Genomic DNA, 13802 nt, shown 5'->3' on the forward strand with positions numbered 1-13802 from the left:
TGAACATCTAAATCGTTTCTTAGCGTTGCCCGCATTCACCAAGTCGGGAGCGTATTGTCACCGCTGCCATCAGCAGCAATCCGCCCATAAGTCCTGCCAGATGCGCTTCCGGATAGGGTGCCCATTCGCTCTGTACCAGAAAGTACTTGCTGGAAATCAGTTCCCGCCCGAGCTTTGCACCTGTTACCAATAGGGGCAGGTAACCGATGAGACCACCGATCTGCTTCTGGAACTGAAACAATGCGACTATCAACGGTGCGAAGAGCATGCCGGATAGGCCGCAGTAGTAACTTAGCTCTGACAGGGGAGACATTAGCAACAGGTTTACGCTGATCAGTCCCGCCAACCAGCTCGGCAGCAGTAATGCCGGAGTGTGGCGCTCCAGATAGCAGGATACGGCGGCAAATGCACACAGATCCCAGAACAGGTGAGAGCTGTTGCTGTGCACCAGGTGGCCGGTTATCAGGCGCCACCATTCACCTTGGTGGGTGATGGCGTTTAGGTCGAAGCACAGTGTCAGCAGGTCTCCTTTCGTGAGAAAGATAATACAGATAGCAGCGCAGAAGGTTTTAAGCGGAAATGGGAACCGTCGATCGACGGTTCCCTCCAGGGTTTCAAGGGTTAATAGGCCCTGCATCAATCAGGTCTCCTCAGTTTTGTGCTGGATTTCCTGATTACGCTGTGTGCGTTTGATCAATGTGGCGCCAGCCATAACGATCAGCAGGGCGATCAACCAGGGATCCACCGCACCACCACCGGAAGAACCCGACACAGAGGAGCGTTGTTTGTCGAACATAGGCTTATTGGTATCGGCTCGACGCTGCTGAGTAGGAGCTGCCACACGCTGTTGCCGCGCCAGGTGTTCGGTATCAACCCGTTTTTTATTGCTGCGGTCGATGCCTAGTTGATTAAAGCGTGCCTCTTCCACAACAATCATCGAGGTGTAGTCTGTCACCAGACCGTGTTCTCTTGCGATTGAGGTGATCGCTTGTTTGGTATCGCTATTCTCGCCCAGATAATCCATTTTCGCTTGCAGGTTTTCGATCTTGGCGTATGCCCAGATTCGCTCCAGCTCCGGATTAAGGCTTGATTGCTCCGGCAATGTGATCTCGGTTTCGTAGGTACGGGTTTCGGACCCGATATCACCGGTCAGTGTGACCTTAACCGGGCCCGCTTTGCGGTAATGGCCCAGTAAGGTGAGCTGCTGGCCGCGGTACAAGCTGCCGATCTGCTCGGGTGTCAGGTCGGTAATTCGGCCACCGCCAAACTTCAGCTGAATATTCCGGATGGCCTGGTGACTCATCTTATCTGCCGCCAGCATGATCTGCCCCATAATGTCGTCGGCATTGGATACCGACAGTGAGAATCCTTGTGAGACCTTGGTCATCTCATTTAGCAAGGGGCGGTTTGCACTGTTGCCCATCACGAAGGTATAGAGCCGCAGGTCAGCCTTCTCAAGCATCTTGAGGAACGCTTTCTTTTCGGTAACGCCCACATTGGCCACGCCATCGGTCACCAGAATCATGGCTGTTGGACGGTCTGCATCCATCTTGCGCAGTCCCATCTTCATGCCGGCATACAGATTAGTGCCGCGGTTTGGTTGGTACTGGTCGAGTCTATCCAGCAACGGCGTGATCTTTTCTGGAATGGCCGGTTGGAAGTCGCCGCTGAAGTTCTGGGCGGTATCATTAAACAGCACAATCCGGAAGCGATCCTGTGGGCTTAGTTTGGCAAGCCCTTGTCGGATGCCCTCGGTGAGCGCGGAGTACTTGCCTGCCATGGACCCGGATACGTCGAGCACAAAGATCCAGTCACGACCCTTTTGCAGGGGCGCCAGGTCGTCGCCCGGGGTCAGCGTCATCATAAAGGTGCCAGGGCTGGAGGAGTCCTTTTTGTAGGTGGTCATATCCAGCGATCCTGGCAGCCCGTCGCTGTGTCGCCAGTAGAGCAGAATGTCTTTATCCAGGCTGGCAACAGGGCCTTGAGCCTTAGGTTGAGATGACCGTGCGCTCACAGCGTCATCGTCATCGCCGTTGTCGTTTTGTTTGCGGTTCCCCAGGGATACGGTCCAGTTCTGTGCATCTGTTTGTGTCACCAGCGCGGCAGGTTGATGGGGCAGTCGAATCCCATCGATCGGGTAGCTGTTGCGCAGGTTAACGTTAAAGCTGAACTGTTCTTGCACCTGTTCGTTACGGTTCCAGAACGCCAGTTTGGCTTCATCAACACCGCCATCCTCCAGTGGATAGACATACCTTCCGATACCGCTATCCACATGGGTGGGTTGCACGTAAACCAATCGAACACGCACATCCGTTTGTGGCTGTACGGCGGCGACACTGATGTCAAAGGTTTTGTAGCTGTCCTGCTCAACCAAGGCGGTTTTGCGTCCCGCTTTTTTTTCCTCTTCATAGATCTGGCGTGCCTGCTGCTTGGCTACAACCTCACCGGTAACCGGTTGGTTATTAATCCAGTAGGTAAACTCGCCAACGGCAGCTTTGTCGGGTACCGGGAAGGAGTAGATGGCATCGAGCGCCTGGTTATTGGGATTGGCGAAGACCTGCTCGACTTCGGTGATCGCGTATCCATCCTGAATGGTAACCTCCACATGATGCGCTTTGATCCTGAGATCCGGCAGATTGGCGGATACCGGAGAAAGCAAGCCAGCCGCATTGGCGCTATAAGCGGAGAGTATCAAGCCGCCGGCAACCAGGCTTTTGGTAAGGCAGCGGGAAAAAGCGGGTAAACACATATAAACCTCCAAGGTGGGTGAATCACATTGGGGCCAGTGTTCGTGTTTAATGATTTTGACTACAGAGATTCTGGCGAGGTATTACCGGATGAGACCGGGAGTCGCAAATCCTCAAAATATTATCTCGGAAAGGTTACTTGCGCAGGTTCTTAAAGAGACTGTACTGCCACTGGCGCAAGGCGAGTACCATCGTTGTACCTTTGCGTTCACTTAGGGGCAGTTGCGCATCGCGCTTCATGATGGTGTTGAAGTCGTGGGCCAGGGTCTGCATCTTGCGTTGCAATTCTGCGTTGGCGTTAGGGGAGAGCACTGCGTTTAACACCAGCAGTTTTTCGTTCTGCTTATCAAAACGGGAGCTGAAGAAATCCTGCTCGACCTTCTCTTGGAAAAACTTCTGAATCGGACCGTTGGCTAACCAGTTGAAGTTGGGAGAGACCAGCAACCGAATACGGTTACCCGGTAGCAGCTCAATCAGTTTGAGTCGATCCAGCTGAGCCAGCTTCTGAATACACTCGGTTTCGTTGATCTTGTACTGGCTTACGAGGTCTTCAAAACAGAAGCCATTGATCACACTCACTGCGATAAGCAGCAGGATCACATCGTTGGCCACTTCCCGTTCCTGCTCTAGGGTGAGCTGAGTAAGGCTTTGCTGCTGGTGCGACATCTTTTCCACCAACTGAAAGAAGCTGATACCAATGGCGTCACAGATGATCTCCAGACGCTGTAGGGTGAAGTTGCGCTCGGAGAAGAGACGCTTAACGGATGCTTCACTGAGATCCAGATCGGTGGCGATGTCGGCGTAGGTCTTGCCGCTGGCTTTAAGTTGTTGCTTGAGTGTGTCGACAAGTGCTGAAGTCTGAAGCATGGCCAGATACCGTCCTGTATCCCTGTTTTGGCTGGATGTGAGCTGATGCTCAGTATACGTGGCCTTAAAGAAGATGCCATCCAGAGATATGTTGTGATTGACTTATACCGTTATCTTGCTGGTGTAGAGACTGTGTCGGCAAGCGTTTTACGTAAACAGGAAGGTCGGGATGTCGGTTTGTTCCTGATCTTCAGTTTCGCCAAAAAAAAGGATAGAAATTCTGTCTTCTTGCCAGCAGGGGGAGCACATCTCTGCTACGTTTTGAATGCGCGATCTGGTATGGTTGCGCCTCTTTTCTTTAATTCTCCCCGAGGTAGTGTGCATTGGCTCAGATTGGTCGTATGAATAAGCTGGAAGTTGTCCGTGAGGTAGGCTTTGGTGTCTATCTGGATGGCGATGATCTGGGCGGGATTCTGTTACCAAAACGCTATGTGCCGGAAGGCTGCAAAATCGGTGATCAGTTGGACGTGTTTGTCTACATGGACTCCGATGACTTCCCGATTGCCATCACCGAAGAGCCAAAGGTTCAGTTGGGCGATGTGGCAGCACTGAAAGTCGTATCGGTGGAGAAGGTGGGCGTATTCCTGGATTGGGGGCTGCCGAAAGACCTGTTCCTGCCGTACAGTGAGATTCGCAGTCAGCATCCGTCCGTGGGTGATACCGTGCTGGTATACGTCTACATGGATAACACCAATCGTATCTGTGCGTCTGCGCGTCTGGATCGTTTCCTGGATAAAGAGCCGGCGGATTACAAGAGTAACCAGCAGGTGAATCTGGTGATCGCGGGTCAGACCGACCTGGGCTACAAGGCGGTTGTAAACGGTACTCATTGGGGTGTGCTCTATCACGACGAGGTGTTCCGTAAACTGCGTCGTGGTTACAAGACCCGTGGTTTTATCAAGCGTGTGCGTCCAGATGGAAAGATCGATCTCTCCCTCGATAAACCGGGATATGCCAAGGTGGATCGCCTGCAGCAGAAAGTGCTGCAGCACTTGGAAGAGCGCAACGGTTACAGCCCGCTGAACGATAAGAGTCCACCTGAGCAGATATACAGCACGTACGGTGTATCCAAGAAGGCGTACAAAATGGCGATAGGCGGTCTTTACCGTCAGCGCCTTATCTCCATCGATGACGATGGCATTCGTCTGGTCGAAGAGAAATAAGCAGAACAGCGCTTCAGATCTTTTCTACAAACGGCGGAAGCTGCATTTGCTTAAACTCCGCCGTTATCAGGGCAGACATATGCGCTGCCGCAGGGGTAAGGGAGCGGTCCTTTCGCCGAATCAGGCAGATCTCACGGCTAATAGCCGGTTGCGTCAGCGGAATAAAGCAAAGTCCTTCAAATGCAGTTGTAGCTGCAGCCAGCGCCGGCAGTAGCGAGATCCCCATGCCTTCGCTCACCAGTGCAGCAATCGCTGCCGGGTTACTGGCTTCGATAACCGGTCCTTCCAGATCCAGATCGACCACACCTTCCTTCTTAAAACGTGATAGCTGTACGCGAATACCGGTATCGGTTGTCAGGTAGATAATCTGCTGGTGGGCCAGATCTTCCCAGCATACGCCATCTGTATGCACTGCAAACGGGTGGTCTGGCCGACAGACAACACCGTAGCGGTCTCGCAGTAATGGCTGATAACTTAGATCAGGATTGGAGGAGTGGTTGCTCGCCACACCAAAATCTACCTCGTTTTCCAATATTCGGGTTTCGATGCCCCCGGCGCCATCGTCACGCAGATAGATACCGATATTGGAGTACTGTTGCCGATACTGGTTGACGATCGGTGGCAACAGCCGGGAGATTGTGGATGGCGAGGCGGCGATGCCAACCTGACCCTGCTGTTGTTCCGATACAGCGCGCAAATCGGCAAGGGCGGTATCGAAGTCGGACAACAGACGTTCAGCGACCGGTAGAAAGCGTTTGCCTTCGCTGCTAAGTAAAACGCTGCGTGTGGTGCGGTCAAAGAGTGTCAGGCCAACCTGTTCCTCCAGCTGTTTAATTGTCGCTGTCAGGGTGGATTGGGTCAGATGCAGACTTTCCGCAGCACGGGTGAAACTTCCGTCCTGGGCGACGGCATAAAAAGCGCGCAGGTGGCGAATGGATAGATTATTCATTTCTGTCAATGAATCTATTTGATTTTATCATTTGATTGATAAATAGAGATTCTGCATCATTGCTTCCATAAATACAAAGCCCGTGCTGTAGCTGTTGCGTATCACTGCCGGGCACTGCGGTTACTTCACTTTTTAAGGATTTACCCCGTACCATGATTCCACGCATATCTGAGATCGATGCGACGCAAAAGCTGTATCTGCAATTCATCGAGCGGCTTAAAGCCCAGGGCTTCGAAGGTGATCTGAATCCTGATTATGCCAACCGTGTTGTGTTGGCAACCGACAACAGTATCTACCAGATGCTGCCACAGGGTGTGCTGTACCCGAAAACCCTTGAGGATCTGGTACGCATCGCCAAGCTCTCCAATCAGCCGGAATATACAGAAGTCGTGCTAAGCCCACGTGGTGGCGGTACGGGCACCAACGGTCAGTCTTTGACTGATGGTCTGCTGGTGGACGTGTCCCGCCATATGAATCAGGTACTGGAGATCAATGCAGAAGAGCGTTGGGTACGTGTACAGGGCGGGGTGGTAAAAGACCAACTGAACGCTGCGCTGAAACCCTACGGCTTCTTCTTCGCCCCTGAGCTGTCGACCAGTAACCGTGCCACCGTAGGCGGTATGATCAACACCGACGCCAGCGGTCAGGGCTCCTGCATGTACGGTAAGACCCGTGACCATGTGCTGGAGCTGAAATCGGTCTTCCTGGATGGCACCGTGTGGGAATCCGCACCGATCACTGCGGAAAAGCTGGCTGAGGTTAAGCAGCGTGACGACCGGGTAGGTGAAGCGCATCGCGTGGTGGACGAGATCTTTACCACCAAGAAAGCGCTGATCGATGCCAAGTTCCCGAAGCTGAACCGCTGCCTGACCGGTTACGACCTGGCGCATATCTACGATGAGGACAGGAACTTCAACCTGAACTCCGTGCTCTGCGGTGCAGAAGGTTCTCTGGCGTTTATCGCTGAGGCCAAGCTGAACGTGCTGCCGATCCCAAAATATGCCGCCCTGGTGAACGTTAAGTACGACAGCTTCGAATCCTCTCTGCGTGATGCAACCGCGATCATGGAGTACGGTCCAACCTCTGTTGAGACGGTTGACTCCAAGGTTTTGAACCTGGCGATGGGCGACATTATCTGGGACACCGTTGCGGATTATTTCCCGACCACCGAAGGCGAGCCGGAGATCAGCGGCATCAACCTGGTGGAATACACCGGCGATGACGAAGCCGAGCTGCGTGCCAAAGTAGAAAAGCTGACCAACCATCTGGAAGCGGTCGCGGGCCAGGAAGGGAAAAGCTTCGGCCACACCGTGGTGTACGGTGCGGACGAGATCAAAAAGATCTGGGCAATGCGTAAGAAAGCGGTTGGCCTGCTGGGGAATGCCAAAGGTCAGAAACGTCCGATCCCATTTGTGGAAGATACCGCGGTACCGCCGGAAAATCTGGCGGACTTCATCATGGAGTTCCGCGCCGTGTTGGATGAACGTGATCTGGCCTACGGAATGTTCGGGCATGTGGATGCAGGTGTACTGCACGTACGCCCGGCGATCGACATGAAGGATGAAGTGCAGGAATCCCTGATCCGTGACGTGACCGATCAGGTGGTTGCGCTGACCCAGAAATACAAAGGTCTGTTGTGGGGCGAACACGGTAAAGGCGTACGTTCTGAGTATGCGCCGGAATTCTTTGGTGAGTTGTACGCAGAGATCCAGCGTATCAAAGGTTGCTTCGACCCACGCAATCAGCTGAACCCGGGTAAGATCGCCACACCGGCGATTGAAGGTGCTGAACTGCTGAAAGTGGATGGCGTACCAACCCGTGGGCAATACGACCGTCAGATCGATCCGAATACTTTCCAGTACTACGATGCTGCGATGTACTGTAACGGCAATGGTGCGTGCTACAACTACGATCCAAACGACGCCATGTGCCCATCCTGGAAGGCGACCCGTGAGCGTGTGCATTCGCCGAAGGGGCGTTCCTCTCTGATCCGTGAATGGACCCGCCTGATGTCCAACCAGGGCGTGGATCTAACAAAAGAGAGCGAGAAAGTTAAAGGCGAGTCCTTCCTGCGCAGCCTGCCACGAAAGGTCAAAAACACGCTGGCCAAGCGTCGTGGCGAATATGACTTCAACCATGAAGTGTACGATGCGATGCAGGGCTGTCTGGCATGTAAATCCTGTGTTGGCCAGTGCCCGATCAAGGTAAACGTACCGGACTTCCGCTCCCGCTTCCTGGAGGTGTACCACAGCCGCTACCTGCGTCCGATGAAGGATTACATGGTGGGTTCCCTGGAACTGATGATCCCATACCTGGCTAAGTTTCCTGCACCGTACAACTGGGCGATGCGTAACGGCACCATGAAACGGTTGTTCCAGCGTCACATGGGCATGGTGGACAGTCCAACCATCTGTACCAACAGCCTGAAACTGGGTATGGAAGAGCGTGGCGTCGAGTTCGCCAGCATGGACGTGATCAGCCGTCTGTCCAATGTACAGCGTGAGCGTGCGGTGATCATCGTACAGGATGCCTTTACCAGCTACTTCGAGACCCAGCTGGTACTGGATCTGATCGATCTGCTGGGCAGCCTGGGCTTCTACGTGATGGTGGCGCCGTTTAAACCAAACGGTAAGCCGCTGCACGTACACGGTTTCATGGATCAGTTCGAGAAGATCGCGGCGAAAAACCGCAAGATGCTGAACGAACTGGCGGCTACGGAGATTGACCTGATCGGTATCGATCCGTCCATGACGCTGACCTACCGTCAGGAGTACAGCTACGATAACAATGATACACAGCCACCAGTGCAACTGATTCAGGAGTGGCTGGCGGGTAACCTGGATAAACTGGAGCGGGTTGCAGGTGTGTTGCCACAGGGGGAATACAAGCTGATGGCGCACTGTACTGAGAAAACCTCGGCGGCACCGTCTATCAAGCAGTGGCAGAGCATCTTTGCCGCGCTTGGCCAGAAGCTGGACGTCGTGGCGACCGGTTGTTGCGGTATGTCCGGTACTTATGGGCACGAGACTGCCAACTACAATACATCCCGCAAGATCTACGAGATGAGCTGGGCTGATGTGGTGAACAATCCTGAAAACAAAGGCAAGTTGGTTGCGACCGGTTACTCCTGCCGTTCTCAGGTAAAACGTATCGATCAGCAGCAACTGCCACATCCAGTGCAGACCCTGCTGGATGTGCTGCAGCGCGTTAGCTGATAATCCTCCTGACTAAGCCGCCCCGTTACGTCCATAGCGGGGCGGTGTATAGTTTGCCCATCAAAATTCCCGCAAAGGAACTCTCTAATGTCAGCAGCCCGTGATAAGTGGAATGCCCGTTACCAGAGCAAAGGTGCCCAGCCACCATCAGCACCTTCCTTTCTACAGAAACATATCGATAGTCTGAAGCCAGGTAGCGTGTTGGATATTGCTGCAGGGGACGGTGCGGCCTCACTGCTGTTGGCACGCGAAGGGTTTGCTGTAATCGCGCTGGATATCTCGGAAAATGGTCTTGAACGGTTAGCGGCGTTCGCAAAAGAGCAGGGTAATCAGGTTGCCACCCAAGTATGTGATCTTGAACAACCCGGTGCGCTAGGCGGACTGGGACAGTTCGATAATGCCGTCATCACCTTGTACAAGCCGGTGCCTGAACTCTGGCAGGAACTGGTTGAGCACGTTGTGCCGGGTGGCCGGGTGCTTCTGACCACCTTCAATGTCGAGCACCATGTGCAGACCGGTTTCTCCAGGCGTTTCTGCCTGGAGCCGGGTGAGCTTGAAGCGGTCCACCCCGGGTTGGAGTTGATCGAATACAGCTCCACAGCAAGCGGTGGCAACTGGATGGATCACTACCTCTTCCGCCGTCTATAAGCGGCTGATCTGCAAACAGATTGTTTCACATCTCGGTTTCCACCCTAAGGTTGTAGTGCAATTGCACAATAAATAAGACACACTGTGGTTGCTTTCGGGGACAGTGTTTCCCCACTGAGCCAGACGATTTTTCGTCTACAAGGGTAAATAGACCTGTTGCTAAAGGCGGAACCTTCCGAAGAGAATGTCTGAGAGCCAAGCACGGGTTACAAACATAATTATTCGAATAATCTAAGGAGCAAGCTGTGAAAGATCTGCTGCCTGAACTCTGTGATCAGTTCCCTGAGCTGGTACAGGTTGTAGAACCGATGTTTGGAAACTTCGGTGGCCGTGAACGTTTTGGTGGTGAAATTGTCACCCTGAAAGCGTTTGAAGATAACTCCAAGGTACGCGAGCAGGTTGCACTGCCAGGTGAAGGTAAAGTGCTGGTTGTTGACGGTGGCGCCTCTATGCGTCGCGCAATGCTGGGCGACATGCTGGCGGAGAAAGCAGCGAAAAACGGTTGGGCGGGCATCATCATCAACGGTTGTATCCGTGATGTTAATGCAATTGGCGAGACCGATCTTGGCGTTCAGGCACTGGGTACTCATCCGATGAAAACCGATAAGCGTGGTCTGGGTGACCTGAATGTAGAGGTTTCATTCGGTGGTGTAACCTTCCGTCCGGGTGAATACGTATATGCCGATAACAACGGCATTCTGGTATCCCCACAGAAACTGGAGGTTGAGGGGTAATCCCTCCTCTACAGAAGCCGGGTATTATGACCCGGCTTTTTCTTGTCCGCTTATACCCCCATCATCATGCTGATGTAGGTTTTGGCACCTACTCCAAAAAGCGTCAGACCGATGATTAGTCCCAGAAAAATCAGGCGTCCATTGCGATCGGCCTTGGCCTTGACCGAAACATGCCATACGCTCCAGAGCTTCAGCAGCACCATTCCTACCAGCGCCCCGAAGACCCATAGCTCTGTATCGCTCCAAACCACCATGAACCTCTCTCCTATTTAAATGTATTAGCAGAACATGTTATTGTTGATGATAACATGGTTACAAAATACATGTTAAGTGCATTTCTTTAGAATTGGCCTTGTATCGGCCGATGTTCGTAGGAAGAGGAGTGGAAATTTGAAACGTAGCGAGGCTCTGATCCCTCTAAGTCGGGAGCATCACCGGGCACTGGTGGTGGCAAAACGCATTCAGGCACTTGAGCAAAAACCTGAAAACTTACTTATAACTTATTGGAGAGAAGTCCGTGCTGAGCTCCAAGTAGAACTGGAACTGCACTTCGCAGAGGAAGAGAGGGGCTTTCAGAATTTGTTGTCGGGGGCGTATAAAGAGCGCTTCCTAGGTGACCACCGAGAGCTTCGAGAGCTGCTAGCAAAGGAAGATCCTGAAGCGATCATCAGATTCGCGCACTGTTTGAAGGAGCATGTACGTTTTGAAGAACGAGACCTGTTTGGCTGGCTGGAGGCAAATCATTCCAGGCAACTGGCAGAGGCTTTTCTGGCTGACTAAAACCGGAGGATGGCATGATCAAAACCGACGTGGTGATTGTAGGTGCAGGACCGTGTGGCCTGTTTCAGGTGTTTGAGCTGGGGTTGCTGGGGATTAGTGCGCATGTAGTAGAAGCACTGCCTTATGCGGGTGGACAGTGTATCCAGCTGTATCCTGATAAGCCGATCTATGACATTCCCGCTATCCCGGAGATTTCCGCACGAGGTTTGGTAGAGAACCTGATGGCTCAGATCGCGCCCTTCAATCCTGAATTTCACTTCGAACAGCGCGTCGCAAAGATAGCGCCTCAGGACGATGGTCGGTTTCTACTTGAGACCGATAACGGACTGCAATTTGATACCGCTGCGGCTGTAATTGCGACGGGAGCAGGTGCGATCCGGCCGATTCGATTGAAGGTCGATGGCATCGACCGTTTCGAGGATAGCCAGTTGTTCTATGCGGTCACTGATGAAACACGTCATCATGGCAAACGTTTAGTGATTCTGGGTGGTGGTGATTCTGCGTTGGATTGGGTGATGCGACTGCACCCTGAAGCGGAAAGTGTCGTATTGATCCACCGTTCGGATCGCTTCAGGGCACAAAGCCATACAGTTGAGAAGATGCATGCCCTCTGTGATGACCACCATATGCAGTTCCTGACGGGCAGAGTGGTGGACTATGTGCAGCGTAATGGCGAGTTGGTTGGTTTGAAGGTTATGTCCATGGACGGTGTGGTACGCCGCCTGGAGATGGACCACCTGCTGGTGTTCTTTGGTCTCAGCCCGGATAGTGGCACTCTTGACTCCTGGGGGATCGAAACAGAGCGGAATCAGGCCAAGGTGGATACAGAGAAGTTCATGACCAATCGTGACGGCATCTATTCCATTGGCGACTGTAACTGGTATCCGGGGAAGAAGAAGTTGATCTTAAGTGGATTCCACGAGGCTGCGTTGGCGGCATTCGCCATTAAGGCTCGCTTGAATCCGGATGAGAAAGTCTATCTGCAGTACACTACAACCAGCCCGGCGCTGCATGAACGCCTGGGCGTCTCCCCGGATCTTAGCGATCTGTTGTGATCAGCTGACTCTGGAGTTGCGGACTGTCGAGCATCTGGGCGAGGGTGTATTTGCGCAGTGTATCCATAAACGCCTGTTGCGCTTCACGAAAGATCGGTTGAAGTGTACAGAAGCCTGTCAGTTTGCATTCCTGGCCCATACAGTCCACCAGTGGACTGGTGCCTTCCGATTGTGCAACTACATCGCCCAGATTGATCTCTTCAGGAGAAACGGCCAGACGGATGCCGCCATTCTTACCGCGGAAGGTTTGCAGGTAGCCGGACTTAGACAGGGCATGCACAACTTTACGCAGATGCTCGATGGATATTTCGTAGAAGCCTGCGATTTCAGCAAGCGTGGTGAGGCGGTCGTTGTTTACGGCTGTATAGAAGAGAACTCTGAGAGTGTAGTCGGTAAATCGGCTCAGTTGCATATTAGCATTTGCTCACAAAAGGATGCGGTGAATATACGTAAGCTCACGGGATACTGCAAGCTTGGTTTGGTAACTAGTCAGGCCTATATTTTTGATCCCGTTTTTGCGAAAAACTTCCCTTATTTGGGAATAGAAAGCCAGATTATGAACATCTCCAGTTTTTAGCACGATGGTCCTATTTTAAACCATCCACGTCTCTAAAGAAGTTATAAAAAGGTCCTGTTTGACGGTAATCATGGGTACCTAAAATAGTTGCGCTGCGAGGCCCAGCAGAATCTTGATTGATTCGTCTATTGATGGGGATCTGCAGAATAGAGCGTGTTTTTACGACTGCATTGCCTTCGGCTGTTGCGACTCAGGATTCGCTGCCAGTCTGATGGCCGTGATCTTCAAAATAAAAAATGAACCCCGCTCATTGAGCGGGGTTCATTGGTGTCTTGAATAGGGCGGGAGGCTTATCGCTTGTCGAAGACGCGTTTCGCTTTACCTTCAGAGCGTGGAATATCACCGGTTGCCACAATCTCGATCTTGGTACTGATACCCACTACAGACTTGATGTGGTGCGCCAGCTCTTTGCTGACCGCATCCTGAGGTGCGCTCAGCGCTTCGGGGGTTAGCTCAACCTTCACCAGTACCTTGTCCAGATTGCCTTCTTTGGTCACCACAATCTCGTAGTGAGGCGCCAGAGCAGGGATTTTGAGAATCTGTTCTTCGATCTGAGTCGGGAACACGTTCACGCCACGGATGATCAACATATCGTCGGAGCGGCCAGTGATTTTGTCGATACGACGCATTGGGCGGGCGGTACCCGGCAACAAACGGGTCAGGTCGCGGGTGCGGTACCGGATGATCGGCAGCGCTTCTTTGGTCAAAGAGGTGAAGACCAGCTCGCCGTATTCACCATCCGGCAGCACCTCACCGGTATTCGGATCGATGATCTCTGGGTAGAAGTGGTCTTCCCAGATGGTTGGGCCATCTTTGGTTTCGATACACTCCTGGGCGACACCCGGTCCCATTACTTCGGACAGGCCGTAGATGTCCAGGGCATCGATACCCAGGCGACCTTCCATATTCTTACGCATCTCGTCGGTCCACGGCTCGGCGCCAAATATACCGATGCGCAATGCCAGCTTGTGTGGATCAACGTTCTGGCGTTCCATCTCGTCGATCAGGTTCAGCATGTAGGATGGCGTCACCATGATAATGTCCGGATCAAAATCCTGGATCAGCTG

At 52.8% G+C, this 13802-nt stretch carries 13 protein-coding genes; 6 read left to right on the plus strand and 7 right to left on the minus strand.

Features of this window, described 5'->3' with window-relative positions:
* Nucleotides 1-19: 19 nt before the first annotated feature.
* The 3 genes from rrtA to QKW35_RS11685 form a co-directional block, all read right to left on the minus strand.
* Nucleotides 20-637, minus strand: a complete 618-nt coding sequence (gene rrtA, locus QKW35_RS11675; RefSeq protein WP_282353287.1) for a rhombosortase — start codon at nt 635-637, stop codon at nt 20-22.
* 3 nt (nt 638-640) lie between these two features.
* Nucleotides 641-2749 carry a VIT and vWA domain-containing protein gene (locus QKW35_RS11680; protein WP_282353288.1) on the minus strand — a complete coding sequence of 703 codons (2109 nt, stop codon included), beginning with the start codon at nt 2747-2749 and terminating at the stop codon, nt 641-643.
* Between the two features lie 133 nt (nt 2750-2882).
* Nucleotides 2883-3614: a helix-turn-helix domain-containing protein gene (locus QKW35_RS11685; protein WP_282353290.1), complete on the minus strand. Its 732-nt coding sequence runs from the start codon at nt 3612-3614 to the stop codon at nt 2883-2885.
* A 341-nt stretch (nt 3615-3955) separates the two neighbouring features.
* Here QKW35_RS11685 and QKW35_RS11690 point away from each other — a divergent pair, with 341 nt between their 5' ends.
* On the plus strand, nt 3956-4777 hold the full coding sequence (locus QKW35_RS11690) for a CvfB family protein (RefSeq protein ID WP_282353291.1): 822 nt from the start codon (nt 3956-3958) through the stop codon (nt 4775-4777).
* Nucleotides 4778-4790: 13 nt separating this feature from the next.
* Here QKW35_RS11690 and QKW35_RS11695 read toward each other — a convergent pair whose 3' ends face one another.
* On the minus strand, nt 4791-5726 hold the full coding sequence (locus QKW35_RS11695) for a LysR family transcriptional regulator (protein ID WP_282353292.1): 936 nt from the start codon (nt 5724-5726) through the stop codon (nt 4791-4793).
* A gap of 152 nt (nt 5727-5878) precedes the next feature.
* Between QKW35_RS11695 and ydiJ the strand changes: the two genes are divergently transcribed.
* The 3 genes from ydiJ to rraA all read left to right on the plus strand — a co-directional run bounded on the left by ydiJ (nt 5879) and on the right by rraA (nt 10323).
* Nucleotides 5879-8941 carry a D-2-hydroxyglutarate dehydrogenase YdiJ gene (ydiJ, locus tag QKW35_RS11700; protein ID WP_282353294.1) on the plus strand — a complete coding sequence of 1021 codons (3063 nt, stop codon included), beginning with the start codon at nt 5879-5881 and terminating at the stop codon, nt 8939-8941.
* Between the two features lie 87 nt (nt 8942-9028).
* Nucleotides 9029-9589 carry a class I SAM-dependent methyltransferase gene (locus QKW35_RS11705; protein ID WP_282353295.1) on the plus strand — a complete coding sequence of 187 codons (561 nt, stop codon included), beginning with the start codon at nt 9029-9031 and terminating at the stop codon, nt 9587-9589.
* A 245-nt stretch (nt 9590-9834) separates the two neighbouring features.
* Nucleotides 9835-10323: a ribonuclease E activity regulator RraA gene (rraA, locus tag QKW35_RS11710; protein WP_282353296.1), complete on the plus strand. Its 489-nt coding sequence runs from the start codon at nt 9835-9837 to the stop codon at nt 10321-10323.
* 50 nt (nt 10324-10373) lie between these two features.
* Here the strand turns inward: rraA and QKW35_RS11715 are convergent, their stop codons facing one another.
* A complete protein-coding gene (locus QKW35_RS11715; RefSeq protein ID WP_282353298.1) occupies nt 10374-10577 on the minus strand; it encodes a hypothetical protein in 204 nt (67 codons plus the stop codon).
* A gap of 136 nt (nt 10578-10713) precedes the next feature.
* Between QKW35_RS11715 and QKW35_RS11720 the strand changes: the two genes are divergently transcribed.
* Together QKW35_RS11720 and QKW35_RS11725 are read left to right on the plus strand one after the other, a co-directional pair.
* A complete protein-coding gene (locus QKW35_RS11720) occupies nt 10714-11103 on the plus strand; it encodes a hypothetical protein (protein WP_282353299.1) in 390 nt (129 codons plus the stop codon).
* 14 nt (nt 11104-11117) lie between these two features.
* A complete protein-coding gene (locus QKW35_RS11725; RefSeq protein ID WP_282353301.1) occupies nt 11118-12158 on the plus strand; it encodes an NAD(P)/FAD-dependent oxidoreductase in 1041 nt (346 codons plus the stop codon).
* Here QKW35_RS11725 and QKW35_RS11730 read toward each other — a convergent pair.
* Nucleotides 12142-12570, minus strand: coding sequence for an RrF2 family transcriptional regulator (locus QKW35_RS11730; protein ID WP_282353303.1), 429 nt, complete (start codon nt 12568-12570; stop codon nt 12142-12144). The two genes, QKW35_RS11725 and QKW35_RS11730, sit on opposite strands and share 17 nt — an antisense overlap.
* A 455-nt stretch (nt 12571-13025) precedes the next feature.
* On the minus strand, nt 13026-13802 hold a 777-nt coding region (locus QKW35_RS11735), incomplete at its 5' end, for an AMP-binding protein (protein WP_282353304.1).

This window comes from Pontibacterium granulatum, assembly GCF_029961155.1.
Taxonomy (GTDB): Bacteria; Pseudomonadota; Gammaproteobacteria; order Pseudomonadales; family Balneatricaceae; genus Pontibacterium; species Pontibacterium granulatum.

Coding starts and splice junctions, on each gene's coding strand:
- ydiJ (WP_282353294.1), top strand. CDS start 5,879: ATGATTCCACGCATATCTGAGATCGATGCGACGCAAAAGCTGTATCTG.
- rrtA (WP_282353287.1), bottom strand. CDS start 637: ATGCAGGGCCTATTAACCCTTGAAACCCTGGAGGGAACCGTCGATCGA.
- QKW35_RS11725 (WP_282353301.1), top strand. CDS start 11,118: ATGATCAAAACCGACGTGGTGATTGTAGGTGCAGGACCGTGTGGCCTG.
- QKW35_RS11730 (WP_282353303.1), bottom strand. CDS start 12,570: ATGCAACTGAGCCGATTTACCGACTACACTCTCAGAGTTCTCTTCTAT.
- QKW35_RS11715 (WP_282353298.1), bottom strand. CDS start 10,577: ATGGTGGTTTGGAGCGATACAGAGCTATGGGTCTTCGGGGCGCTGGTA.
- QKW35_RS11695 (WP_282353292.1), bottom strand. CDS start 5,726: ATGAATAATCTATCCATTCGCCACCTGCGCGCTTTTTATGCCGTCGCC.
- QKW35_RS11705 (WP_282353295.1), top strand. CDS start 9,029: ATGTCAGCAGCCCGTGATAAGTGGAATGCCCGTTACCAGAGCAAAGGT.
- QKW35_RS11685 (WP_282353290.1), bottom strand. CDS start 3,614: ATGCTTCAGACTTCAGCACTTGTCGACACACTCAAGCAACAACTTAAA.
- QKW35_RS11690 (WP_282353291.1), top strand. CDS start 3,956: ATGAATAAGCTGGAAGTTGTCCGTGAGGTAGGCTTTGGTGTCTATCTG.
- QKW35_RS11680 (WP_282353288.1), bottom strand. CDS start 2,749: ATGTGTTTACCCGCTTTTTCCCGCTGCCTTACCAAAAGCCTGGTTGCC.